Annotated in this window: 30 protein-coding genes and 1 tRNA gene; 13 read left to right on the top strand and 18 right to left on the bottom strand. The window is 29.8% G+C overall.

Features of this window, described 5'->3' with window-relative positions; all coding sequences use genetic code 11:
- The first annotated feature begins 153 nt into the window (after positions 1-153).
- From ABGT36_RS03585 to ABGT36_RS03570, 4 genes are all read left to right on the top strand, one after another.
- Positions 154-285, top strand: a complete 132-nt coding sequence (locus tag ABGT36_RS03585) for a spore coat associated protein CotJA (protein WP_087300361.1) — start codon at positions 154-156, stop codon at positions 283-285.
- The gene (locus ABGT36_RS03580; RefSeq protein ID WP_087300363.1) at positions 285-566 is read left to right on the top strand and encodes a spore coat protein CotJB; all 282 of its coding nucleotides are present in this window, start codon (positions 285-287) and stop codon (positions 564-566) included. The genes ABGT36_RS03585 and ABGT36_RS03580 overlap by 1 nt, the downstream gene beginning before the upstream one ends.
- Positions 530-1,147: a manganese catalase family protein gene (locus tag ABGT36_RS03575; RefSeq protein WP_300078284.1), complete on the top strand. Its 618-nt coding sequence runs from the start codon at positions 530-532 to the stop codon at positions 1,145-1,147. Before ABGT36_RS03580 ends, ABGT36_RS03575 begins: the two co-directional genes overlap by 37 nt.
- Positions 1,148-1,265: 118 nt before the next feature.
- Positions 1,266-1,339, top strand: a tRNA-Trp gene (locus ABGT36_RS03570).
- 125 nt (positions 1,340-1,464) lie between these two features.
- Here the strand turns inward: ABGT36_RS03570 and ABGT36_RS03565 are convergent.
- From ABGT36_RS03565 to ABGT36_RS03535, 7 genes are all read right to left on the bottom strand, one after another.
- Positions 1,465-2,157, bottom strand: a complete 693-nt coding sequence (locus tag ABGT36_RS03565; protein ID WP_346676865.1) for a zinc ribbon domain-containing protein — start codon at positions 2,155-2,157, stop codon at positions 1,465-1,467.
- Positions 2,158-2,172: 15 nt separating this feature from the next.
- Complete coding sequence (locus ABGT36_RS03560) at positions 2,173-2,499, bottom strand: hypothetical protein (RefSeq protein WP_087300369.1); 327 nt, start codon at positions 2,497-2,499, stop codon at positions 2,173-2,175.
- A 22-nt stretch (positions 2,500-2,521) separates the two neighbouring features.
- The gene (locus ABGT36_RS03555) at positions 2,522-2,656 is read right to left on the bottom strand and encodes a hypothetical protein (protein WP_255375733.1); all 135 of its coding nucleotides are present in this window, start codon (positions 2,654-2,656) and stop codon (positions 2,522-2,524) included.
- Complete coding sequence (locus ABGT36_RS03550) at positions 2,656-4,623, bottom strand: serine/threonine-protein kinase (protein WP_346676862.1); 1,968 nt, start codon at positions 4,621-4,623, stop codon at positions 2,656-2,658. The genes ABGT36_RS03555 and ABGT36_RS03550 overlap by 1 nt, the downstream gene beginning before the upstream one ends.
- Position 4,624: 1 nt before the next feature.
- Complete coding sequence (locus tag ABGT36_RS03545; RefSeq protein ID WP_087300373.1) at positions 4,625-5,143, bottom strand: FHA domain-containing protein; 519 nt, start codon at positions 5,141-5,143, stop codon at positions 4,625-4,627.
- Between the two features lie 160 nt (positions 5,144-5,303).
- Positions 5,304-5,999 (bottom strand): zinc ribbon domain-containing protein, encoded by a 696-nt coding sequence (locus ABGT36_RS03540; protein ID WP_158095200.1) that lies wholly within the window; start codon positions 5,997-5,999, stop codon positions 5,304-5,306.
- 34 nt (positions 6,000-6,033) lie between these two features.
- Positions 6,034-6,819, bottom strand: a complete 786-nt coding sequence (locus ABGT36_RS03535) for a YARHG domain-containing protein (RefSeq protein ID WP_346676859.1) — start codon at positions 6,817-6,819, stop codon at positions 6,034-6,036.
- 212 nt (positions 6,820-7,031) lie between these two features.
- On the opposite strand from ABGT36_RS03535, the gene ABGT36_RS03530 reads away from it, so the two are divergent.
- Entirely contained in the window at positions 7,032-7,172 is a 141-nt protein-coding gene (locus ABGT36_RS03530) for a zinc ribbon domain-containing protein (RefSeq protein WP_087373718.1), read from the top strand.
- Positions 7,173-7,767: 595 nt separating this feature from the next.
- Positions 7,768-8,319 (top strand): zinc-ribbon domain-containing protein, encoded by a 552-nt coding sequence (locus ABGT36_RS03525; RefSeq protein ID WP_087373721.1) that lies wholly within the window; start codon positions 7,768-7,770, stop codon positions 8,317-8,319.
- Positions 8,320-8,359: 40 nt separating this feature from the next.
- Here the strand turns inward: ABGT36_RS03525 and ABGT36_RS03520 are convergent, their stop codons facing one another.
- Complete coding sequence (locus ABGT36_RS03520) at positions 8,360-9,232, bottom strand: NADase-type glycan-binding domain-containing protein (RefSeq protein WP_346676858.1); 873 nt, start codon at positions 9,230-9,232, stop codon at positions 8,360-8,362.
- Between the two features lie 133 nt (positions 9,233-9,365).
- On the opposite strand from ABGT36_RS03520, the gene ABGT36_RS03515 reads away from it, so the two are divergent.
- The gene (locus ABGT36_RS03515; RefSeq protein WP_346676857.1) at positions 9,366-11,141 is read left to right on the top strand and encodes an ABC-F family ATP-binding cassette domain-containing protein; all 1,776 of its coding nucleotides are present in this window, start codon (positions 9,366-9,368) and stop codon (positions 11,139-11,141) included.
- A 17-nt stretch (positions 11,142-11,158) separates the two neighbouring features.
- Here ABGT36_RS03515 and ABGT36_RS03510 read toward each other — a convergent pair whose 3' ends face one another.
- The 3 genes from ABGT36_RS03510 to ftsE are packed head-to-tail and all read right to left on the bottom strand — an operon-like array spanning position 11,159 to position 13,498.
- On the bottom strand, positions 11,159-11,845 hold the full coding sequence (locus ABGT36_RS03510) for a GNAT family N-acetyltransferase (protein ID WP_346676855.1): 687 nt from the start codon (positions 11,843-11,845) through the stop codon (positions 11,159-11,161).
- A gap of 58 nt (positions 11,846-11,903) precedes the next feature.
- A complete protein-coding gene (ftsX, locus tag ABGT36_RS03505; RefSeq protein WP_087300389.1) occupies positions 11,904-12,815 on the bottom strand; it encodes a permease-like cell division protein FtsX in 912 nt (303 codons plus the stop codon).
- Complete coding sequence (gene ftsE / locus ABGT36_RS03500; protein WP_087300391.1) at positions 12,815-13,498, bottom strand: cell division ATP-binding protein FtsE; 684 nt, start codon at positions 13,496-13,498, stop codon at positions 12,815-12,817. The genes ftsX and ftsE overlap by 1 nt, the downstream gene beginning before the upstream one ends.
- Positions 13,499-13,678: 180 nt before the next feature.
- On the opposite strand from ftsE, the gene ABGT36_RS03495 reads away from it, so the two are divergent.
- Positions 13,679-13,882 carry a hypothetical protein gene (locus tag ABGT36_RS03495; RefSeq protein ID WP_087300393.1) on the top strand — a complete coding sequence of 68 codons (204 nt, stop codon included), beginning with the start codon at positions 13,679-13,681 and terminating at the stop codon, positions 13,880-13,882.
- Between the two features lie 109 nt (positions 13,883-13,991).
- Here the strand turns inward: ABGT36_RS03495 and ABGT36_RS03490 are convergent, their stop codons facing one another.
- The 4 genes from ABGT36_RS03490 to ABGT36_RS03475 all read right to left on the bottom strand — a co-directional run bounded on the left by ABGT36_RS03490 (position 13,992) and on the right by ABGT36_RS03475 (position 18,977).
- Positions 13,992-14,849 (bottom strand): YitT family protein, encoded by an 858-nt coding sequence (locus ABGT36_RS03490; RefSeq protein WP_296882798.1) that lies wholly within the window; start codon positions 14,847-14,849, stop codon positions 13,992-13,994.
- Positions 14,850-14,859: 10 nt separating this feature from the next.
- On the bottom strand, positions 14,860-15,957 hold the full coding sequence (gene prfB, locus ABGT36_RS03485) for a peptide chain release factor 2 (RefSeq protein ID WP_087300397.1): 1,098 nt from the start codon (positions 15,955-15,957) through the stop codon (positions 14,860-14,862).
- The gene (gene secA / locus ABGT36_RS03480; protein ID WP_087300399.1) at positions 15,957-18,590 is read right to left on the bottom strand and encodes a preprotein translocase subunit SecA; all 2,634 of its coding nucleotides are present in this window, start codon (positions 18,588-18,590) and stop codon (positions 15,957-15,959) included. Before secA ends, prfB begins: the two co-directional genes overlap by 1 nt.
- Before the next feature lie 189 nt (positions 18,591-18,779).
- A complete protein-coding gene (locus ABGT36_RS03475; RefSeq protein ID WP_087300401.1) occupies positions 18,780-18,977 on the bottom strand; it encodes a cold-shock protein in 198 nt (65 codons plus the stop codon).
- 269 nt (positions 18,978-19,246) lie between these two features.
- On the opposite strand from ABGT36_RS03475, the gene ABGT36_RS03470 reads away from it, so the two are divergent.
- Both ABGT36_RS03470 and ABGT36_RS03465 read left to right on the top strand, forming a co-directional pair.
- Entirely contained in the window at positions 19,247-20,350 is a 1,104-nt protein-coding gene (locus ABGT36_RS03470) for a helicase-related protein (RefSeq protein ID WP_087373729.1), read from the top strand.
- Positions 20,317-20,946, top strand: coding sequence for a ComF family protein (locus tag ABGT36_RS03465; protein WP_087373730.1), 630 nt, complete (start codon positions 20,317-20,319; stop codon positions 20,944-20,946). Before ABGT36_RS03470 ends, ABGT36_RS03465 begins: the two co-directional genes overlap by 34 nt.
- Positions 20,947-21,014: 68 nt before the next feature.
- Here ABGT36_RS03465 and ABGT36_RS03460 read toward each other — a convergent pair whose 3' ends face one another.
- On the bottom strand, positions 21,015-21,470 hold the full coding sequence (locus ABGT36_RS03460) for a MarR family winged helix-turn-helix transcriptional regulator (protein WP_087300407.1): 456 nt from the start codon (positions 21,468-21,470) through the stop codon (positions 21,015-21,017).
- A 123-nt stretch (positions 21,471-21,593) separates the two neighbouring features.
- Here ABGT36_RS03460 and ABGT36_RS03455 point away from each other — a divergent pair, with 123 nt between their 5' ends.
- Positions 21,594-23,141 carry a ClC family H(+)/Cl(-) exchange transporter gene (locus ABGT36_RS03455; protein WP_346676850.1) on the top strand — a complete coding sequence of 516 codons (1,548 nt, stop codon included), beginning with the start codon at positions 21,594-21,596 and terminating at the stop codon, positions 23,139-23,141.
- Between the two features lie 74 nt (positions 23,142-23,215).
- Here the strand turns inward: ABGT36_RS03455 and ABGT36_RS03450 are convergent, their stop codons facing one another.
- Together ABGT36_RS03450 and ABGT36_RS03445 are read right to left on the bottom strand one after the other, a co-directional pair.
- On the bottom strand, positions 23,216-23,662 hold the full coding sequence (locus ABGT36_RS03450) for an S-ribosylhomocysteine lyase (RefSeq protein ID WP_087300411.1): 447 nt from the start codon (positions 23,660-23,662) through the stop codon (positions 23,216-23,218).
- On the bottom strand, positions 23,650-24,531 hold the full coding sequence (locus ABGT36_RS03445; protein WP_087300413.1) for a DegV family protein: 882 nt from the start codon (positions 24,529-24,531) through the stop codon (positions 23,650-23,652). The genes ABGT36_RS03450 and ABGT36_RS03445 overlap by 13 nt, the downstream gene beginning before the upstream one ends.
- A 93-nt stretch (positions 24,532-24,624) precedes the next feature.
- On the opposite strand from ABGT36_RS03445, the gene ABGT36_RS03440 reads away from it, so the two are divergent.
- Together ABGT36_RS03440 and ABGT36_RS03435 are read left to right on the top strand one after the other, a co-directional pair.
- Positions 24,625-25,227, top strand: coding sequence for a YigZ family protein (locus ABGT36_RS03440; protein WP_296882788.1), 603 nt, complete (start codon positions 24,625-24,627; stop codon positions 25,225-25,227).
- Between the two features lie 46 nt (positions 25,228-25,273).
- Positions 25,274-25,732 (top strand): dUTP diphosphatase, encoded by a 459-nt coding sequence (locus ABGT36_RS03435; protein WP_300078317.1) that lies wholly within the window; start codon positions 25,274-25,276, stop codon positions 25,730-25,732.
- Positions 25,733-25,759: the final 27 nt, after the last annotated feature.

Raw genomic sequence — 25,759 nt, 5'->3', positions numbered from 1 at the left:
TATAACTCCTTTTATTAAAGTTATACTATTATGTCATAAAGTATTGATTAAATCAACATAATTATCTAAAACAAAAAATAAATTTATATTTAATGATAAATACCCATATCAAGATATAGTTTTTTCATAATCTAAGGTAGAAGGAGGAATTAAATGAATAAATTAGAATTAGGTATTTCATCTATTAAATTTCAACAGTTTAGAAAGATTTATCCAATTATTAAAGCCTTTCATTCAGGAACAATCTTTGAAGAACTAGATTTACGCTGGGGTGAATTAAATTAATGAATACAGATGATTTATTAATGCAAATAATGATGTTGGACTTCGCTGTTCAAGACTCAGCATTATTTTTAGATACGCATCCAAACGATAAAGAAGCTTTAAATTATTTTAATGAAGCAACTACTCGTCTAAGAAACGCTAAAAGAGAATATCAAAGACGCGGTCATGCTTTAGTGAATCGAGAAATCGATGCTTATCAAAACGATTATTTAACAGCACCATGGCCATGGGTAGGTGATAACAAATGTGGTTGTATGAAAAACGTTTGCAATACCCAATAAATATAAAAAAACCTAATGCTAAAGCTGCTGCTGTAATTATTGATCAATTAGGTGGGCCAGATGGAGAATTAGGGGCTGCTTTAAGATATTTATCACAGCGCTATACTATGCCTTATCCAGAAATTCAGGCATTACTAACTGATATTGGTACTGAAGAATTAGCCCATGTTGAAATGATCAGTGCTATTTTATATCAGTTAACTACTAATCTCACTATTGATGAAATAAAAAAACAAGGTTTTGATAAATACTTTGTTGACCATACTTTAGGTATTTTCCCACAAGGTGCTAATGATATGCCATTTACATGTGCTTATTTCCAATCAAAAGGTGATCCAATCACTGATTTAACAGAGGACATGGCCGCTGAACAAAAAGCTCGTACAACTTATGATAATATCTTAGCATTAGTAGACGATGAAGAAGTTAGAAAACCAATTCGATTCTTGCGTGAAAGAGAAATTGTGCACTATCAACGTTTTGGAGAAGCATTAGAACTAGTTAAAAAACGCTTAAATAGCGATAACTATTATGCATTCAATCCAGCTTTTAGTAATGGTAAGTGTAATAAAAATAAATAAACTGCAGAAAAGATTCTTTAGAATCTTTTCTTTTGTTCTTGCAACAATTTTAAACAAATATCATTTTTTTATTTACAACTTAAAAAAAATATGCTATTATATTAAGGCAGTTAGCAATAGAGGTATAGTTCAATGGTAGAATACCGGTCTCCAAAACCGTTGATGTGGGTTCGACTCCTACTACCTCTGCCATGCAGTCAATGTCCTTGATATTTTATATCAAGGTTTTTTATTTTCTATAAAAATCTTATCAATAATAAAATAGCTGTAATAATTTGTAGTTTGAAACTACTCATTTATTACAGCTTTTATTTTACTTATCTTATTTTAGTACCACATGAAGTACAGAAACGATCATTAGGATCTAATGGTTTACCACACTTTGGACATTGTGCTGGCATCATTGGTGGCACGTTTTGATTGTTGTTATTTTGTGGAATACTTGAACCACATTTAGTACAGAATTTTTGTCCAATTTTTACTGTTGCTCCACAATTTGGACATGTTGGAGTGACAGGATCAGGTTCAATTGGATCTTGTACTGGTTTAGGATCATCAAAAGAAAATCTTTCTACTGGTTTTTCTAAACTCTTACCACATTGGATACAGAATTTTTGATTTGGATTAATTGGTGCTCCACAATATGGACAGCTTTCACTAACTTTTTCTTCTACTTTAATAGCTGGTTCTTCTTTAGCTGTTGCTAATTCTTTTAAATTAGTACCGCAGCTGATACAAAAAGCTTGTTTATCAGTAATTGCTGCTCCACAAACTGGACATTTTAATCCAGTATTATTATTTTCTTCTTTAGTTTCTACAGGTTCTTCTGGTTTTTCAACTTCTTCAACTACTGGTTCTTGTTCTTCTAAAACATTTTTTTGATTTAAATGTTCAGTAATTTGATCAAATAAAGGTAATAACTGTGGTAATGGATCTTCAAAAGCTCCTTCATAATAAGCTTTTCCTAATTCACGATATAACTCATCTAATACTTTATCATCTTCGTACATATAAACTCTCCTTAACTATCCTAATTTAAACATACAGCTTTTTTCATTAATGTATATTGACATTCCTCTTGGTAAGTAATAAACACGTTTACCTAAAGGCTGTCCGCTTTTTAAATAAATTGTTTTCGTTTGATATGGTTCTATACAGTATTCTTGATATTCAGGTATATAATATAAACAAGCTAGTGGTTCTTGACCTGAGTAATCTTCAAGCACTATTTGGTTATATTCACTGTTAAAATATACCGGCACTTTTTTATCTAATGGATAAGCTTTATCAAAATAATATTCACCAGTACCAATAACAACTCCATAAAACTCATTTTGATTATTTTCTGCCATAGCAAACTCCTTTCTAATATCTTTATTCATTTTCAATTTCTTCTAATAAATTTTTAATTCTTTTTTTATAACTTCTATGATTAACAATCAATGCAATTATACAAACAACAATTCCAATTCCACCAGCAATCGTTAATAATAAACCTGTTGAAATCATTATAACCACCCTCCTGATACAACTTGTTGATAGACACTATCTAATAAGGCCATTTCCGGGTCATTGGTTGAATTTTCTTGATATAAATCTTTTGCTTTCTGGTAATATTCTTCAAATTGCTGGTAATCACGTTGACTGTTTTCTTTTGCTTCCTGCAATGAAATTTCTAAAAAAGCATAACGTTTGTAAATATTATAATCTTCACCAAATGTTTTTAACATATAATCAAGATTTTCTTCTACTTTATCGTATTGATTTAGTTTTTGATATAAGATTACTAAGTTATCATAAGTATCATAGCTATCCCAGTTATTATCAATTACTTGTTGTAATTTTTCAATAGCTTCCTGTTGATAAACTGGTGTATTAATATCAATATCTACTTGAATTAATCTTTCTAAAACAATCATTTGATGTAATGCAGGTAATGTTTCAACCCCTTCTAATAAAACATCATGTGCTTCAATTAATTCTTCATTATTAATATAAATATCACCCATTAAAATATAAGAACGTTCTTTTAGCTCATCATTATCAGTTAATTGTAGACACTGTTCAAAATTTTCTATCGCTACACTATCATTACCTAATGATTTATTAATTTCGCCTTTTGCAAAATACATCGAATCATCACCTAGACCATGTTCAATTGCTTCATCTAATTTTTCATTTGCTTTTTCTAATTCATCATTATAAGCAAGAGCAATCACATAATCGCGGTAATAATCTTCATCATAACCTAAATAATCAATTGCTTTTTCAAAGTAATCAACTGAATTTTGATAATCTTCTAATTCAAAATAACAATTAGCTCCAACGCCATAGAAATCCCCGATTCTTTCTTGATCAGTATCAATTCTTTCATTATTCAAAACATCATAATCAATAAAATCAATACATTCTTGATATTCTTGCTGTTGATATAAAGCTAATGCATTTTGATAATAACTTTCTAAAGATCCTGGTAATAAATCACGAGCTTCTTTAAACAATTCAGTTTGTTTATCATAGTTTTGATCCAAACGATATTCTTTTTGACTAGCAACAAGCTCATTGTATTTTTCCACTCGTTCTAATTTCATTGTATGAATTCCAAAACCACCTAAAGCAATACTTCCAGCTAATAACAAAGAAAGACCAATTTGCTGATAACGATGATTACGAACTAATTGTAAATATCGTTGATCGTGTTTAGGGATTGACTTCAATGCCTGAAACATTTCTAAAGCACTTTGATAACGTTCTTCTTTATAAAAGCTTAATGCTTTTTTTACTATTGCTGCAAAAGTTTCACTGGTTTGATTTTCTAATGCAACAAAGTCGGGATTTTGATCATCATATTTTTTCTTAAGTGCCAAATAATATAATGTTGCTCCAACACTGTAAATATCACTTTTTTCATCAAGAACAATTTTAGTTTTACCATGACTTAAGGCTATTGATTTTTGTTCTGGTGAAGAATAACCATTAGTATAACCTAGCATTGGTGTTCCATCTAAGAAAAAAGAGATATTAAAATCAATTAAACAAATATTACCTTCAGGTGTTAACATAATATTAGCCGGCTTAATATCGCTATGGATAATAGGCGGATTTTGGCTATGTAAATATGCCAAAGCCGAACATATTTGCATTGCCCAGCGAATCAATTGCTGATTGGTAAAATGATAATTTTGTTTACACAATTGAGCAAATGATTGCCCAGGAATATATGAAATAACCGTAAAGACTTTATCTTTAATTGCAAAAAAATCAAACACTTGTGGTAAATAGGTATGTTGTAAATTTTTTAAAATATCTACTTCACGTCGATTACTTTGTAAGTTATGGGAAACTCGTTTAATCTGCTTAATAACAACCATTTTTTGTAATCGTTTATGATAAGCCAGATAAACAATTCCACCACTTCCTTCACCGATTTTTTCTCTTATTTCATAAGTCTGGTTAAAAGCATCCATCTCATCCATTTTAAGCCTCTTCAATTAAAATGAATTTAAACATTTCATCTGCCATTTTAAATTCCATCCCGTCTTGTAATTTAACGTCACTTTGAACAAGTTGATCATTAATATAAGTATGGTTAGATGAATTTAAATCTTTTAGATAATACTCATCATTTTTTTGATAAATAAGAGCATGATTTCTAGAAATAGCAGAATTACCTGAAATAATATAATCGGCTTTAGTCCCTTTACCTAAAATAAATTCCTCTTGATCAATCATAATTAATTCATTTGTTTTTAATCTTTTTACATACGCATAAGAATTTTTCAATACCATTGTTGGTTCATCATCACCAGTTTTTAAAATAACTGTTTCATCATCTGCAGAATCAAAATTCATTTCATCTAACATTTCAAAACTTGTTTTGGGCTTTTCTTCAATAATTTCAGGAGCCACCGGTGTTCTAATTATTATATTTTCTTTAAATCCAGTATTTTCTACTGGTGGTATATCTACTTTACTAACTGGTACCCACTTGCTCATTTAATTACCTCCTATTTTTTAATAAATAAAACATTGTCCATTAAATCCATTTCTTTTTATCTTTAAACTAGTAATTATATTGGCTATAAAAGTTTTTATATTTTGAAATGAATTTTAGTTAGACAATGTTTATCATTTATAAAATCATTACTAGTATTAATTAGAAAATATTCATCGCAGTTGGATCAATATACCAACTACCATCAATTTCAATAACTGTAAGTGTTACTGAATTACTTTCTGTATCATCATTTGAAGTAGCTGTTAAAGTTACGTCTAAATTTTTAGCTGCTGTAATATCTAAATCTATATCATAATAACTTTTATTTGCATCAATAATTTCTTCCACTTGTACACTACTACAATCTTCAACATTTTCAATCTCATAGCTTAAAGTCATTCCTTCAAATTCAGCAAACATTTGTTCTTCTAAACTACTAGATAATAGACCTGTCAATTGTTTAATATCAATACCATATTCTTCTTCATATTTTTCAAATATTTCATCAGGAATAACTGAAAAAATAGCATCAATATCTTTATCTTCAATTCCGGTAACTAGTGTTTCAATTGGAGCTTCGTAAGAAGAAGACGATCCTCCTAATAAAAATTTATATCCAAAAAAACCAATTACCGCAACAATAACAACTCCAATAATAATATTACGAATTGATTTATTATTGACTCCTTTTGTTTTAGTTACAACATTTTCTACTGGTGGAGTTGTATTGTCAACATATACTCCACTAACTCCTTCAATTGTATTTCCACTCTTTTGATTTTCTACTGTTGCCCCACATTCAGGACAAAACTTAGCACCCTCTTCTAATTTAGTTCCACATTTACTACAAAACATTTTTTCCCCTTCTTTCATGAATTTTAATTATTCATTAGCGATTTTCATGACTAGTAATAAAATCAGCATTTTTCTTTTCAATTTCGTTTAAAACTCCCTCATCAAAAGCATCAGCTTCAACAGTACCGCTATACCATGATTTAGAATTAAAGTAATTTTGTAATGCTTCATCATTAAATTTTCTGCCATGACGAGCATAGATTTCATTTCTACCAATTCTTAACTGTTCAGCAGTTTTTCCTTGAAGATCAGCTTCTGTCAATAATTGAGTATTACTATTTGGAAAAACGTAATCCTCACTATTTTGTAAAGCTGCTGTTGCATCTTCCTTAACAACCACTTTACATGTTACTTTTTGATCACCATAAGTAACAGTTACTTCTGTTTCTCCCGCTTTTATCCCTTTAACACGTCCAGAATCAGATACTGTCGCTATATTACGATCCTTGCTTTTATAAGTTACATTATCTTGATTACAATCAAGAAACTGGTTTTCACCAACTTCTATTTCTAATTCATCTGGTGAAACTTTTAATTTTGAACTCTTACTATCACTATCTTTTCTATCTTCTTCGCTTTCTTGGGCAGTGTATTCTGGTTTATCATTTGCGATAAAATTTTGATAAACGAAAAATCCACCGCCACCAATTACAAGTAGCGCTATAACAGCAATGATAATGATCTTTACATCAATTCCTTTGCTTTGTTTATTTTGTGCATTTTTACTGCTTCTTGTAAGCTCTGGTTCAACTTTTGCCCCACAGTTTTCACAAAACAAATCACCTTGCTGTATTTCATGTCCACAGTTTTTACATTTCATATTTTACTCCTCAACCCTCATTTTTTTACCTTCTAACAATAAAGAAATTATAGCATAAATCATCATATTTGTATAGATTTGTCAAAACATGTAGGCTTCAAATGCATGCAAACTTCAAATAATTAAAACACAAATATTATATTTTTTACCAACACTTAATATTTGCATTCTGATAATACAAATAATAATATAGAAACGAGGAGGGATTAACTATGTTTTGCATTAATTATGGTAAACAAATACCTGATGATGCCACTTTTTGTCCAAAATGCGGCACAAAAATATTTGTCGAATCAACTAATCAATCAAATACTACTTATACAAACAATCAAAAAAACAAACAACAAAGTTAACTTAAACGAACCATTTAAATGGCATGCTGGAGCAATTATCTGGTTTATAATTTTAATCATAATATGCCTTTATACTATCTTTTTCCATTTACAATTGAATGCTTTATTAAATATAGATGAGCTATCTTTAAACATTAATGCATTCTATCCGATAAATCAGGTAATTAGTTTAACGATTGCAACATTACAAATTTTATCTATTATATTCCTATTAATAAAAAGACTTCGCTTTTGTGTCTATTCATTTTTCATTTTAGAAGCTGGCGCTATGATTTATAATTTTTATCAAATTTATAATCTTAGTCAATTACACCCATATGCTAGTTATATAGCTCCATCTTTTATTTTTATAAACTTTGTTAAAATACTTATTTGCGCTACAATTACATATTTAGTGCTAAGAAATCATTGGCAAGATTTAAAATAATATAATATTAATAAAGTAAAAAATTGTTGTTTTTATCGTTGTGATAACTAATATTATGAAATATCAGTTATTTATATACTATTTATAATACATAAAATTGAAAAAATAATTTATATTTGACAATTTTTGTAATATTATTAATAATATATAAAAAGAGGAGGAATTAATATGTTTTGTACTAACTGTGGTAAACAAATACCTGATGATGCTCGTTTTTGTCCTGAATGTGGTGCTCAAACAGAACCACGAGCAAATACAGCATCCACTGCTAATCAAGCAAATACATATAGCCAGCAAAATCAAGGTTATAACAATTATCAACAAATGAACCGCCAACAAAATATGAATATGCCAGGGGTTTTTAAATGGGGAACTGGAGCAATTGTATGGTTTGTTATTTTGATTTTGGGATGTCTTGCTTCGATTGGAATCTATTCTCAAGAAGAATTTTTGTACATGCAATTAGTTGGCTTTAATCCTAATATCGTTAAAATATTAGAAGGCTTAGCATTAGTTGCGATAGTTATTTTAATCATTAAAAGATTACGTCTTTGTATTTATGCATTTTATGGTTTAAAATTAGCTGAGGCTATTTATATTTTTATGACATTAGGTGCCTATATGCAATCTGAAATGTTAATAACAACAGTTGCTGGTTTACTAATTAATGTTGTAATTACATATTTAGTTTTAAAAAATTACTGGCATCAGTTAAGTTAAAAAAACCCAATAGAGCAGCAATGCTTTATTGGGTTTTTCACTATTTAACACTTATTTCACTTACGCAAGTATCACTATATTTATTTCCTGTATAAACCTCATCAATTCTTAAAACCATTTGTTTACTTTGATGTTGATTAGCTAACTTAAATGACTGACTTTGATTATAAATATCTTCAATATCAATTTGTTCTTCACCATCATCAAAAATCAATGTTACCTTTTTAATACGACTATTTTTATAATATAAATCTTCACTTTTACAATAACCGTTTAAAATATTAATCTCATTAATTGAACTTTCTTGTTCAAAAACAAATGTCAACGTTTCTCCAATGCCATCACCATCAATACCATCACTCCAAGCTGTTGAATTATTTTGGTCTATTAAATTATTAGCTGAATAATCATAATTTTCCTGCATTAACGTTGATGAAGCATTAATAGCAGTGATTACAGCCTGGCTAGATTTAACCGTAACCTGACATGTCTTTTTTTGATTACCTGCAGTAACTGTTATTGTCGTTGTACCGTTTTTAATCCCTTTAACTCGACCAGAATCAGATACTGTTGCAATATTATGATCATCACTTTTAAAAGTTACATCTTTTAAATTAGTTTCAATAAATTGATTTTCCCCAACATCAATTTCCATTTTTTCTGGTGTTATTTCTAAACTTGTTGTTTGCTCTTTAGTAACTTGTTTATTTGTATCATATTCCGGTTTATCATTTTTAAAAACATTCTGGTATAAAAAATAGCCACCACTTCCCACAACAATTACTATAATCAACGTTATAATAATTATCTTAATCTTTTTATTATCAATTCTATTTTTTTCTAGTTTAGTACCACAGTTTTCACAAAAAAAACTAGCTTTTTCATTTTCAAAACCACATTTTGGACATTTCATCACTAATACTCCCTTCTTTTAGTTTTATCTTATCATGGTTTTAAAATAAAATATATAAATTTTTTTATCAACAATTAAAGTATCATGTTATAATACAATAACATAGAAAATAAAAGCAAAGGACGGAAAGAAAATGTTAATAACTGTTAATAATTTATCAAAAACTAATGGTATTAAAAAAATAGTTGATAATGTTTCTTTTACAATTGAAGAAAATGATAAAATCGCTTTAGTAGGTGTTAATGGTACCGGGAAAAGTACTGTTTTAAAAATATTAGCTGGTAAGGAAAACTATGAAGGTACATTATTGCAAAAAAAGGATATCTCGATTTCATATTTACCACAAAATCCTGATTTCAATCCTAATAATACAGTCCTTGAACAAGTCCATCATGATTTAAAAGATCATAAGGTAAATGAATATGAAATAAAGGCTATTTTAAATCGTTTTAACATTACTAATCATCAAGCTAAAATCAACGAACTATCTGGTGGCCAACAAAAAAGAATTGCCCTGGCAATAACTTTATTATATCCCGGTGATTTATTGATTCTTGATGAGCCTACTAACCATCTTGATAATGAGATGATTGAATATTTAGAAAAATTTTTAATTAAGTTCAATAAAGCAATTTTCATGGTTACCCATGATCGTTATTTTCTAGAACGGGTAACTAATAAAATAATGGAAATTGATCGTACTAAAATTTATGAATATGAAGCTAATTACACTAAGTTTTTAGAATTAAAAGCAATTAGAGAAGAAAATGATTTAGCTTTACAGCATAAACGAAAACAATTTTTGAAAAAAGAATTAGAGTGGGTTCGAGCTGGGGTCCAAGCTAGAACAACTAAAAGCAAAGACCGGCTTCAGCGTTTTTATCAGCTAAGCAATATTGCTGATATCGAAACTGTTAATCAAGTAGAAATGATTAATATCGCTTCGCGACTAGGACGAAAAACCATTGAATTAGTTGATTTACAAATGCGTTATGAAAACAATATTTTATTTGATCATTTTTCATACTTGTTTAATCCCAATACTAGAATTGGTATTTTAGGTAATAATGGTTGTGGAAAAAGCACCTTATTAAAAATAATCGCTAAAGAATTGCCACCTACTCATGGTGAAGTAATTCATGGCCAAACAGTAAAAATTGGTTTTTTTAAACAAATGAGTGATGATCTTGACGAGTCACTTACTGTCATCGATTATATTAAAAAAACTAGTAACTATTTGCAAACCAGCGAAGGAAGTTTTAGCGCTAAACAAATGTGTGAACGCTTTTTATTTGATACTACTTTACAACATACTCAAATCTCACGTTTATCCGGTGGCGAAAAAAGACGTCTGTATTTATTAAATATATTAATGCAGGCTCCTAATGTTTTATTACTTGACGAACCAACCAATGATCTTGATATTACAACTTTAACTATTTTAGAAGATTATTTAGATAGCTTTAATGGATTAGTAATTACTGTATCCCATGATAGATATTTCTTGGATCGAGTTTGTGATGGTCTTTTCGTCTTTAAAAATCAACAAATAACTTATCATAACGGCGGTTATAGCAGTTATATTGATTTAAAAGAAGAAAATAAAGTTAAAGAAAAAAGTGATGGTGCTAAACGTTATCAAGAACAAAAGCAAAAACAGCGCGAAGCAAGAGTCCGCTTAACTTCTAAAGAACAAAAAGAATTAGAAACAATGGAAGATACTATTTTAGATTTAGAAAATCAAATTAATGAATTAAATCAACAAATGAGTTTATATCAAAACGATTATGATAAATTAGTTGAAATCTCAAATCTTGCCAGCAAACTAAACAGTGAATTGGAAGCAAAAAATGAACGCTGGTTAGAATTATTAGAAAAACAAGAACAAAGTCAAAACAATTCCCGATAATTTTAATCGGGAATTGTTTATTCATACCAGCTAATAATATCATCAGCCTTTTTAAAACCTAATTTTTCATGAAATTTCATTGATCCAAAATTATTACACTCAACTTGAAGATAAACAATCTCTTTATTTTTTAATAAATTTGCAATCAATGTCGTTTCTAACATCGTACCGATTTTCATGCGCCGATATTGTTCAAGAACCTCAACAAAACCAATCGTTCCTTCACTATGAATACCAGCAAAACCAACAATTTCATCTTCAATAAAAGCCCCAATAAAAACATTAGCTTCTAGTCGCGTAATTAAATACTCTTTAGTAACCGGTGCTTTATAATTAGCCATAATAAAATCTAAATAGTTTTTATCAAGCGATTTAATTTTAACTTTAGGATTATTTATTGGTAAAATATCGTCTTTTAAATAACTATATTGATAAGCACTAATAACTTTATCTAATTTAAATTTATCTTTTATTAGTGAATCAAAAATACTATTATGAATGACTAATGACTTGCAATTTGGTAGTTGATTTAAATATTTGGCTATTTGCTGATTAGTTCCTTTAATAAAATAAGTACCATTAAAATACATAACAAATAAATTTTCATTACAACAAATAACTTTTGCCCCATGAAAATACGCATAAATAAAATCAACATTATTTAAATAATCTTTTTTCAATTGTTTAGATATTAATTCATCCATTTTATCTCCTTAAAAAAACAGGATTGATTTCAATCTATCCTGTCTTTAATAAATAATATTACATCTTCAAGAAACGTCTAATTGATACAAAACTTCCAATTAAACCTACTCCTGCACCAATAGCAGCAAGAATTAATGAGAAATCACGAATAAAAGGCATTGGTTCTTTTAATGCTAACATCGCCGATAATAAAGCACCGCCAGCATAATCATAAATCGTTTGATATCCATATATTAATACAATAATCGGGATAATAGAACCAATCAATCCAATTAACATTCCCTCTAGCATAAATGGAATTCTAATATACCAGTTACTAGCACCAACCATACGCATGATACTAATTTCTGTTTGTCTTGCAGTAATAGTAATCTTAATTGTATTTGCAATCATGAATAGGGCAACTACAGATAATCCAACAATGAAAACAGTTCCACCAGTTTGAATTGTTTGTAATGTTTGAACCATGTTTTCAGTTGACTCCCCACCATAAGTAGCACTATTTACATTAGGAATTTCTTCGATTTTTTTAGAAATAGCTTCGATTTGACTAGCATCTTTAACTTCTACTTCATAAGCTGCTCCTAATGGATTTTCATCACGATATGATTCAAATAACTCTGCTCCATCTTCACCTTGTTTTTCGATTAATTTATCCAATTCCTGATCTTTAGTATAATAAGTACTCTTAGTTACTCCATTAATCGCATTAATTTGATCACCAACAGCTAATTCAGCTTCACTATCAATATTTCGTTCAAGTTTAACATAAATACTAACACCTTCTTCAATATTAGCACTAATATCTTGAACATTTAACGCTAAAACACCAATTACCCCAATTAACAATAATGTAATTGTAACAGCAAAAATTGATGAAAATGACATAACTCCATTACGCCAGATATTTTGAACGGCAGTTACAAAATGTCTCGGTAAGTTTTTTATACAGCTAACAAATTCTTTCATTAAATTTCATAACCTCCTAAACTAGTATCAGCATTAATACATCCATTTTCAATTAAAATGGTTCTCTTTTTATGTTCTTGAACAATTTTACTATCATGAGTAACAACTAGAATAGTGGTATTTTGTTTTTCATTAATTCGTTCTAAGATCTTAATAATTTCTTCAGATGTTTCTGGATCTAGATTCCCTGTTGGTTCATCAGCAATTAATACTTTAGGACGATTAACGATCGCACGAGCAATTGCTACCCGTTGTTGTTGTCCCCCTGATAATTCATGAGGAAAAGAATTTACTTTATCCTCTAAACCAACTAATTCTAATGTAGCTCTAACACGTTGACGAATCTCAGCTCTTGGTGTATCAATTACTTCCAAGGCAAAAGCAACATTTTCAAATACAGTCTTTTTAGGTAATAATCTAAAATTTTGGAAAACTACACCGATATTACGACGGAAATAAGGGATCTTACTATTACGTAATTTAGACACATCCTGCCCAACTACTTCTACTTTCCCTGAAGTAACCTTTTCTTCCCGATATAATAATTTAATAAAAGTAGACTTTCCTGATCCAGTAGAACCGATGACATAAACAAATTCACCAGGTTCAATGGTAAGATTTATGTTATTAAGTGCTCTTACACCAGTTTTGTAAATTTTTGTAACGTTTGTAAGTTTTATCATATTGTTGTCGTTTAGACTATCTCCTTTCTTATTTTTATTTATATATATTTAGTTTTCAAATATTCAATTTTCCAAGAGCCCTTTTGCTCCACGGTTATTATAGCACACTTTGTCAAATAAGGGCATAAATACTGTCATTATCACTTAATTTTTGATACAATAAAATAAAGAGGTGACAATATGAAAAGAATATGTCCAATATGCCAAACAGAACTAAAAAATAATTGTTTTATCAAAGACAATGGCATGTCAAGTCTAAGTTATCTTGAGTTAATTATTAAAAATGATGATTTAAAAAAAACTAACTATGAACTAAAAAGCTGCTATTGTCCTAACTGTGGCCACGTTGATTTTTACATCGACTTAAATAGTCATAATAAATAAATCAACGGTAAAAAAGAAATCGCGAGATTTCTTTTTTTATTTAAAGAAACCAAATATTTTTGATAATGATTTAAAAGTGTTGACTTTTTAAATCAACACTTTAATTAATTTATAAATCAATTGATGGTAGCGTAAAGCCACGTCCTTTTACACTATGAGTAGCATTACTAATGATAAAAGCCGTTGGATCGATCTCTAGAACCATATCATTTAATAAATGCAATTCCCGTTTAGATACTACTGACATTACTGCATATTGATCTTTTTGCTGGTAGCCAGTAGTAATATTCAATAAAGTACAGCCGCGATTAATATTATCGAAAACAACTTTACGAATCTCTTTCCATTTCGGTGAAATAATCGTTACTTGAACTTTTGTTTCACCAAGCATCATTACTTGATCCATTACAATTGTTAAGATAATAACAACAGCTATGGCGTATAAAACTTCTTCGATTGTAATTGGACAAAAGATTACCTGAATTATTAAAACTAAACAATCAAATATATTTATTAACCAGGCTAATGAAATTCCAGTTTTTTTACTAATGATCATTGGTGGAATATCCATTCCCCCAGTACTACCACCGACTCTAAAAACCAGCCCGGCTCCAATTCCCATACAAAGTCCCGCATAAATTGTCGCTAAGATTGGGTCATTAGTAATAGTTGAAAATGCATCAACTCGTTCTAATAGTGCTAAAAAAGTCGGATAAATAAAAGTACTCAATAATGTTCCATAAGCAAACTTTTTACCTAAGTAAAAATACCCAATAATAAACATAATGATGTTAATTGCATAAACAGTATAAGAAATGTTGATTCCTGTTACTGCTTTAACTGCAATCCCAATACCAGAAGCACCACCAGTAATAAATCCTGCCGGTGTAATAAATGCACAAATACCTAGTGCTAAAATAAAGTTACCTAAAATAATAATTAATGTTTCTTTTAATATCTTCTTCATTACACCCTCCTTATAAACTTGTTTTTAAATATGCATAAATAAAATCATCTAAATCACCATCTAAAACTGCTTTTGGGTTATTAGATTCATAATTACTACGATTATCCTTTACTAAAGAATACGGATGTAATACATATGATCTAATTTGAGAACCCCAGGCAATCTCTTTTTGTTCACCTTTTAATTCTTGTAACTGACTAGCTTGTTTTTCTAACATCAATTGATATAATTTACTCTTTAACATGATCATTGCCTGCTCACGGTTTTGAATTTGACTACGCTGACTTTGACAAGTAACAACAATATTTGTCGGTAAGTGCGTTATTCTAACAGCAGAATCAGTTTTATTAATATGCTGTCCTCCAGCACCACTAGCACGATAAGTATCAATTTTTAAATCACTACTTTGAATTTCAATTTCGATTTCATTATTAAACTCCGGCATAACATCAACAGAAGCAAATGATGTATGACGCCGTTTAGCTGAATCAAATGGTGATAACCGCACTAATCGATGAACACCTTTTTCTGCTTTTAAATGACCATATGCCATGTCGCCTTTAATCAGCATAGTTACTGACTTAATACCAGCAACATCACCATCTAAATAATCAAGAACTTCAACTTTCCAGCCTTTATTGGTTGCATAACGCTGATACATTCTAAATAACATATCGGCCCAATCCTGGCTTTCAGTACCACCAGCACCAGGATGAATTTCTACGATAGCATTTAAATCATCATGTTCACCTGATAGTAACATTGTTTTTTCAAACTCACCTAAATCATGTTGAAAAGTTAAAAAATCGCTTTCAAGAATTTCCATGAACTCTTTATCTTCAGTATTTTTTACTAATTCATAAGTTTCATTTAATTCATCAAGTTTTTGTTTTAGTGAATCATATTGTTCAACTGTTTTTTTCATTCGATTTAACTTATCGTAAATCCCTTTAGCTTTATTAGCATCATTCCAAAATCCCTCTTGTAATGTAATAACAGTTAGTCCTTCAATCTCTCGACGATATGCTTCAATATCGATTGATTGATAAAACTCATCTATTAATAAATGGGCTTTAGAAAGCCCATTTTTAATTTCATATAATTCCATTATTTAAACGTTAATTCCATTTTTAAATGAGGAATTTTTTGCTCAGTTTCACTACCTGGACGCACTCCCATATGAACAATATTACGAGAAATCGTATCAGCAATACTGCTAGTCATTTGTTCAAACATATAGAATGCTTCTTCAGTATACTCAGCTAAAGGATCTTTTTGGGCATAAGCTCTCAAATAAATACCATTACGTAACTTAGTCATGGCATCAATATGATTGATCCAAGTATAATCAATTACTCCTAAAAGAATACTTCTTTCATATTGTAATTTCTTTTCTGGTGGTAAATCTTTATTAAAACGACTAGTATATTGATTGAATACTAAATCTGTTAAGGTATCAGTTAATTTTTTAGGATCATGTTGTAAAGATTCACAGTTATTAGCATGAATTTCTACTAATAACATGTAGTTTTTAGCAACAAAATCAACAACTCCAGCAACATCAATCGTATCATGTTTACCATCATGTTTAGTATATTGACGTACTGTCATTTCAATAGCTTGATTGAACATTCCTTTAACAATATCATCTAAACTATCTTCAGACATGATATCATCACGTTCTTTATACATAATTTCACGTTGTTGACGCATAACATCATCGTATTCCAAAATATGTTTACGAGCATCAAAGTTTTGTCCTTCAACTCGTTTTTGGGCACTTTCAATGGCTTTAGTAACCATTTTATTTTCAATTGCCTGATCATCATCTAAATAATCTTTAAATGAACTTAATCTTTCACCAGCGAAACGTTCCATTAATTCATCTTCAAAAGATACATAGAATACTGAATACCCAGGATCTCCTTGACGACCAGAACGTCCTCTTAACTGATTATCAATACGTCTAGATTCATGTCGTTCAGAACCGATAACTGCTAAACCACCAATTTCGGCAACACCTTCACCTAATTTGATGTCAGTACCACGACCAGCCATGTTAGTAGCAATTGTAACTGCTCCACGTTGACCAGCTTTTTCAATAATTTCAGCTTCTTTAGCATGGTTTTTAGCATTTAAAACGTTATGTTTAATTTTACGACGATTTAACATTTTTGATAAAACTTCTGATGTTTCAACAGATACTGTACCAATCAAAATTGGCTGTCCATAAGAATTACGGGCAACAACTTCATCACATAAAGCTTTAAATTTATTTGCTTTAGTTGAATAAATTTTATCATTGCGGTCATCTCTAATAACTGGTCTATTAGTTGGAATTTCAATAACACGCATGTTGTAAATTAATCTAAATTCTTCTTCTTCAGTTTTAGCAGTACCAGTCATCCCTGCTAATTTATTAAATAATCTAAAGAAGTTTTGATAAGTAATTGTGGCACGAGTTTCAGTTTCTTCTTTGATTGGAACTCCTTCTTTTGCTTCGATTGCTTGATGTAATCCATCTGAATATGCACGTCCTGGCATAACACGACCAGTGAATTGGTCAATGATCATGATCTTAGCATTTTTAATATCATGACTACCATCATCAGTAGCAATCATATATTCAACATCACGAGTCATAACATAATTAGCTTTTAAGGCCTGATTAATACGATGTACTAATGATGTATGTTGTGGATCATATAAGTTATTTAATTTAAATCCTTTTTCTGCTTTAGCAATACCACTAGCAGTTAAAGCAACTGTTTTACTTTCAATATCAACTTCATAATCTTTATCTGCCTGTAATGATTTAACAAACTTATCAGCTTGTAAATAAAGGGCAGCAGTATTTTTTCTACCACCAGAAATAATTAATGGTGTTCTTGATTCATCAATTAAAATTGAGTCAACCTCATCAATTAATGCATAATTTAACCCTTTTACTAACACTTTATCTTCTAAACGAGTTACCATGTTATCACGTAAATAGTCAAAACCTAATTCTGCATTAGTAGTATAAGTAATGTCACATCCGTGAGCCTGTTGTTTTTGTAATGGGGTTAATTCACGTTTATTTAAACCAACTGTAAGTCCTAAAAAATTAAATACTAAACCGTTATTTTGGGCATCACGTCCAGCTAAATAATCATTAACTGTTACAACATGTACCCCTTTATTAGTTAAAGCATTTAAATAAACTGGAAAGATTGATGTTAATGTTTTACCTTCACCAGTTTTCATTTCTGCAATATCACCTTCGTGTAAAGTAATAGCCCCCATGATCTGTACCTTAAATGCTTTAAGGCCAAGTTTACGATAAGCCGCTTCACGAACTACTGCATAAGCATCAATAATAATATCATCTAGAGTTTTTCCACTGGCTAAAGCTTCTTTAAAAACATTAGTTTGATTAGCTAATTCATCATCACTCATTGCTTGATATTTAGGTTCTAAGCTTAAAACTTCATCAGCCATCTTATCTAATTTTTTTAATTGCTTTCTTTCATCATCAAAGACTCCTTTGATCTTAGCAACTAATCCTTTTTTTGTTGAATGAGGCGTAGTACTAAAAGGAATTACTTCTCCGTTATATTCACCATGGAAATCTTCTACTTTTATATCTTCCCCAGTATCATCTTTTAAATCAACGATATCTTTTACAGCATCTGGGTTAAGTCCTTCTTTTTCTTGTTTCTTTTTCAATTCTCTACGAATTTGCTCTTTTCTACTTGCCATGAAATACGCTCCTTATTCTTTGTCTATCGTATTATAACATTTAAAGTTATTAATTTAAACCCCTTAAGTGAATTAGTAAATTATATTCTAATTACGATGTAAAATCAAGATTAAATTATTGTTTATAAATTGTAAAATAAAAGCCAATATTCCTTGAATCACTTCAAGTCTATTGGCTTTTAAATATTTTTAAACTTTTACTACATGTTTGGCCTGCATCCCACGATCACTTTTATAAAGCTCAAATTCAACTAATTCGCCTTCATTTAAAGTTTTATATCCATCTTGTAAGATTTGACTATAATGTACAAATACATCTTTTCCATCACCACGGTCAATAAATCCAAAACCTTTTTCCGCATTAAACCATTTTACTTTTCCTTGCATTTCATTCACCCCTTTAATCATCTGGTCAACTTTAGTATATTACTATTATTTTTTAAGATAAATTAATTTCACTCGACAAAAAATGCATCGTTACCTTTTTTAGCTTATTTTGGCTTATTCATTGTCAAAATAACAATCAATAACTAAAAAAACAAATAAAATTATCATATTTTAACTAAACAAAAATAAAACATCAACGAGACAAATTTATCACCAATTTAAGACAAAAATCACCACAATTTGCGTTATAATATAGTCAGGTGATAAAGATGATTTGTCCACGATGTAAAAATCAAGATCCAAAATATTTTTATACTTTTAACCAAATAACATATTGCCGTAAATGCATTAATGTTGGTAGCAAACAAATAGTCAAAAACAGCTTTAATCTGCCAAAAGCCAAGATAGATTATCATTTAGACTATCAGCTAACCCCCTTACAACAAAAGATTTCTAAAGATCTTTTAAACCGCTATATTAACAACAAAAATACTAATTTAAAAGCGGTATGCGGTGCCGGTAAAACAGAAATAACCTATGAAGTAATCAAATATGCCCTTAACAATAATCATTGTGTTTGTTTTACGACCCCACGTAAGGAATTAGTAATTGAATTAGCTAATCGAATTCAAAGTCAATTTTCAAACATCGACATTACATGTGTTTATGGTGGTCATACCAAAATCACCTCAGGTCAATTTATTATTTGTACAACTCATCAGCTTTATCGATATCCCAATACTTTTGATTTATTGATTTTAGACGAACTAGATGCTTTCCCATATGCCAACAATGACGTTCTTCAAAGTATTTTAGAAAATAGTATTAAAGGTAACTATATTTATATGTCAGCAACAATGAATGATAACCCGGATTTATTAATGACTAAACGTTATCACGGTCACTTATTAGACATCCCTAAATGTTATATCACACCTAACTGGCTCGCTTACATAATTGCTGTTTTTAAAATAAAAGCAAATGTAAAAAACAGCAAGCCTACAATAGTTTTTGTTCCCAGTATTAAACAAACTTACAAATGCACTAAAATCTTTAAATTATTTAAGCTGAAGTGTTTAGAATGTAGTTCTAAAACTACTAAAATTGAAAAAAGATTAGCTGCTTTAAAAAACGGAAAACTTGATGTTATCGTTGCAACAACAATATTAGAGCGCGGAATTACCGTTGATAATGTTCAAGTAATTGTTTTACAAGGCAATAATCGTGTTTTCAATCAAAGCACCTTGATTCAAATATGTGGACGAGTGGGACGAAATATAAATCACCCAAATGGCTCGATAAGTATTTTTACCCCATATAAAACTAAGGCGATAAAAAAATGCATATCTACAATAAAGCAAGACAATGCTTAATTTGTTTTCAAGAAATTGAAAGCCAGCCTAGTTTATATCATTTTTGTCACCAGTCATCACTATGTTTAGATTGCCTTAACAAATTTGATATCTATAATCAACAACACTACTTTCACAATTATCCTTTGACTATTTTATATTATTACAATAGCTTTTTTAAAAAAATATTATTTCAATACAAAGGACAAGATGATTATGCTTTAAAAGATGCCTTTTTAAATCCTTTCTATGATTTTAAAACCCGATATCGGCGTCACTTAATTGCCATTGTTCCTAGTAGCGATGAAGATAATAAGCGACGGGGTTTTAATCCTAATGAAATGATCGTTCAAAGTTTTAGTAATAATATTTTTACTGGTTTATATAAAACTTCTTCATATAAACAAGCTAGTCAAAACGATCGTAGTTTAATTAAACAGCATATCAAAATTAAAGATGGTCATCGATTATTTAATCAAGATGTAATTATTTTTGATGATGTTATTACATCTGGTAATACTATCATGGCTTGTGCAAATCTAATTGCATCTTTTCACCCCAAATCGATTTCAATCATTGTTTTGGCAAGTAATCAAATTGATAATTTGTTTACATGATATCACACACCAGATATTTCACTAATGATATGTAATATAGTGATAAAGAAAATAGTGGCATCACGCCACTATTTTGCTTCTAATTCTTTTTTGAAACTTTCAAGATCAATTTTAATTTTTTTTAAAGTATCAAAAACCCAGTCAAGTCGTTCGTCTGGAATTGCTGATTTATAAATATTAGCTAATTCACGATGAAAATTTTCATGAACTACTAAAGCTTCATGCCCTTTTTTGGTTAATTTCAATAAAAAAACTCGTTGATCTTTTGTAGAACGTTCTTTAACTAAAAATCCCTTTTCAGCTATCTTTTTTACAGCAGTTGTTAAAGTACCTACAGTGATATGCAATTCTTTAGCAACATTTGTCATTGAAGGAAAATCGACTTTATCAATGGCATCAAGAACATGGGTTTCACTCATCGACAATTCTTTAAACTTACCTTTTTTTAAATATATTTCTTGAATTGCCATTGCTTCGTTAAAAACTGCTACTACGGTTTCAATTGCATCTAAACGTCTACTCACTTCTATCACCACTTTAATTGTACCTTATTTTTTTGAGAAATAAAACAATTATTCACCAAATAAAAAACAGCCTTTACTAATTCACACATTTCGATTTATAATAATTTTGAAATGGGGAATTTTATGAAAAACAGATTAACAAAAATATTAGATTCAAAAAGATTTAAGTTAGTTTTATTATTGGAGGGATTAATTGTTGGTATTGCCAGCGGTTTTATTATTGTTGGCTATCGAGTTTGTTTAAGCCAGGGTGCCCTGTGGCTTAATAAAATTTTAACCTTTTGTAAAGAATCAATTTTTACAATTGCATTATGGTTTGTAATTTTAATAATACTTGCTAAGATCGTCTCTAAACTAGTGACTTTTGAACCATTAATATCAGGAAGTGGTATTCCACAGCTTGAAGGTGAACTTAGTGGTAAAATTGATGCTAACTGGTGGCGAGTTTTAATATGTAAATTTGCTGGTGGCTTTTTATCAAACATTGCCGGTCTAGCATTAGGACGTGAAGGTCCTTCTATCCAGTTAGGGGCAATGACTGGTAAAGGAATTGGTCATATTTTAAAAAGAAATAAAACTGAAGAACGATATTTATTGACATGTGGGGCTAGTGCCGGTTTGGCTGCCGCCTTTCATGCTCCATTAGCTGGTGTAATGTTTGCTTTAGAAGAAGTTCATAAACATTTTTCCGCACCATTATTAGTATCGGTAATGACTTCATCAATTGCTGCAGATTATGTAATGAGTCAGCTTTTAGGAATGGATCCTGTTTTTAATTTTAATGTAGTTAGCACCATCCCAACTAATTATTACTGGATATTATTAATTTTAGGAGCTGTTTTAGGATTATTAGGCGCTTTTTATAATAAATCATTGCTTTACATCCAAAATCTCTATAGTCATTTTAATCTGACTCCTTTTAAAAAATTATTAATTCCTTTTATTTTAGCAGGAGTTTTAGGGTTTACTATTCCAGAATTAATCGGCAATGGTGATACATTAGTTGACTTATTAACAGAAGGTAAACTTACAGTTTCCTTGATCTTATTTTTTCTAATTGGCAAATTTCTATTTGCTCAAATTAGTTTTGGTTCTGGCGCTCCAGGCGGAATTTTCTTCCCGTTATTAGTTATTGGCTGTATGATTGGGGGACTAATGGGTAATCTTGCTCATATTTATCTTGGTTTAGAAGCCCAATATATCAATAATTTTGTTTTACTAGCTATGGCTGGTTATTTTACCGCAATCGTTAGAGCCCCAGTGACTGGAATAATTTTAATCTTTGAAATGACCGGTTCACTAAATCATCTTCTTTCAATTGCTTTAGTTACAATCGTTGCTTATATCGTAGCTGATTTATTAAAAGCTGAACCAATTTATGAAAGTCTATTAACAAATTTATTGAAAAAACGGAATTACCCTATCCCACAAGGAGTTGGTGAAAAAGTACTTTTAGATTTTATGATTGTTCCTAATTGTAAGCTTGAAAACTGTCTTTTAAAAGAAGTTGATTGGCCTAGTCAATGTTTAATTGTATCTTTACAACGTGATGGAAAAGAATTTATTCCTCGTGGCGATACATATTTAAAAAGCGGTGATAGTATTATCGTTATGTGTGATAAAGCACAAGAAAGCTTGATCTATGATCAAGTATCTGAATTGATTAGTTAAACGTGAGATAAAAACTCACGTTTTATTATATAAAAAATCACTGACAAACAATGCCAGTGATTATAAGATTTCTATTATAAATAATGGTACTGATGTTCCCATTTGCTTTCAAGAAAATTGGTTGCCACATTTTTAGCTGTCTTTAAATCCATAAATGTATAATTACCACATTCTTCTTTTTTAGCCCCCGGAATTTCTTGATCCCAGTTGGCAATTTGGATAAAAGTTTCTTTAACAAGTTCAATAACTGTATCAAAATCTAAATCTTTAGTAATTAAATAAAACCCTGTCATACAACCCATTGGCCCGAAATAAATTATTTTATCACGGTACTTACCATTTCTTAATAACGTTGCCCCAATATGTTCAATTGTATGAGCTGCTTCTGGTTTTAAAGCCGGTTCGATATTTGGTGAAGTCATACGAATATCATAAGTAGTTAAATTATCATCAACTCGAGAAATATAAACTCCCTTAGTTAATTTAGTATGGTCAACACTAAAACTTGTTATTCGTTCCATGATAACCCTTGATATTTACGTATATATTGATATCCAATACCGCCAACACCCATATGTGCACCAACTACAGCTGGTAACTCACGAACTGTAATATAACAATCACCAATTCTTTTAATTAATTCTTCTTTCATTTGATTTGCAAGATCATTAACTAAAACATGTTCAATGGCAATAACATAATCTTTATTATTAACTCCACAATCATTAACTAAATGATCAATAATTCTTAAGTTTGCTTTTTTTACTGTTCTTACTTTATCAAAAGTATCAATCTTACCACCAAGTTTATAATTCAGTTTCATAACTGGAACAATTTTCAATAAATTTCCTAAAATAGCAACCGCTGGAGTAATACGTCCGCCTTTTTTTAGATGATCAAGATTAGGAACCATGATCAATGTTCCGGAATCTTCAACCAATGAAGTTAAAATAGATTCAATTTCAGCAACACTTTTACCATCATCAATCAATTTTTTAGCTACTCTAATTAAATAACGCTGAATACAAGCTGTTGCCTTAGTATCAATCAAAGTAATTGGAATTCCCACCATATCACAAGCTAACTTCATCCCATTTAAGGTAGAAGATAAACCAGTAGCAATTGGTAAACCAATAATATGGTCATAACCTGCATCTTTGATTCTACGAACTGTTCCTTGGATTGAACCAGTTGATGGTTGTGATGTTAATACCATCTCATTAGTTCTTTCCATACGCCGAAAAACTTCCTCGGCACTTATTTCTTCTAAATCTAAATATGACTGTTCTCCCATTGTTATTGTAAGAGGAACAATATAAATTCCCTCAGCTTCTAATGATCCGATTGGAAATTGACAACCACTATCAGCTAAAACTGCTATCTTTTTCATAGTATGCCTCCTATAATTACGTTTCTAATATACCAAATTTATTAACTTTTTGCTAGTAATATGTGTTATGATAATAAAGAAATGAGGGATTAGATGAAATCAGTACGTGAAATTACCGTTTATCGCTGGACGATTAAAAAATCAGAATTTATTTGTACTTTAATACCTTGCAATAATGAAGCACAAATTAATGATATAATTGATGAATATAAACAAAAATATCATGATGCTACTCATAATTGTGTTGCATACATCGTTCAAAATGCTAAAAGAGCTAATGATGATGGTGAACCTAGCGGTACAGCCGGTTTACCAATGTTGGATGTTTTAGAAAAAAATGACTTATCTAATGTTATTGCAATTGTAACCCGTTATTTTGGTGGGATCAAACTAGGGGCTGGCGGTCTAACTAGGGCATATCGTCAAAGTGTTGCCGATGCTTTAAAAGAAGCAGACATCGTTGAAAAACATCTGGTACCACTATATAAAATTACAATTGATTATTCTTATACTAAAAAATTTGATCATCTTTTAAAAGTTCATCAAATAAAATGTATAAATAAAGAATATTTAGATCGTGTTAATTATTATTGTTATCTAGAAAATCTAGATTTTTTAGATGTCGTTCAAGATTTAACTAATAACACCTACAAAAAAGAATATCTTCATGATGACTATATTGAACAAAATTCATGAAAAGGTCATAAAAAAGAGTATAATACTTAATAAGAGGTGAAAATCAATGAATGAGATTAATAAAATTTATCAACAACACGTTACTCATGAACTAAAATTAGTCAGTAATCCTGACCATGCTGTTTTAAACAAGGATAAAGTAGAAGCTAAAGTTTTAGCATTCTTATGTGAACTTGGTAAATTTGGTGAAGAAGCACATATTTTTAGTTTCTGGGATAATTCTTCAACTAATAGTAAGGATTTAATTGATTATTATATTGATGGGTTGCATATGTTAATGTCAATTGGTTTTGAATTGCATGTTGATAATTTAAAAAATTATCAGGAAATAAATAACCAGATTAGTATCGCTAATCAATTAATCAAAGTTTATCAAAATGCTTTAAAAATCAATGAAACATATACTTTTGAAGCTTTCCAAAATTGTGTTGATGATTATTTTACGTTAGGATTTAAAGCTGGTATTGATTTTGATACTATTTTAGAAAACTATATCAAAGAATAAAAATAAGGCCTGTAAAACTGTATTAAT

It is taken from the genome of Erysipelatoclostridium sp. An173, from assembly GCF_963931465.1.
GTDB lineage: Bacteria > Bacillota_I > Bacilli_A > Erysipelotrichales > Coprobacillaceae > Thomasclavelia > Thomasclavelia merdavium.
The sequence above is the reverse complement of the archived record's forward strand: the minus strand, read 5'-3'. Positions and strand labels throughout refer to the sequence as shown.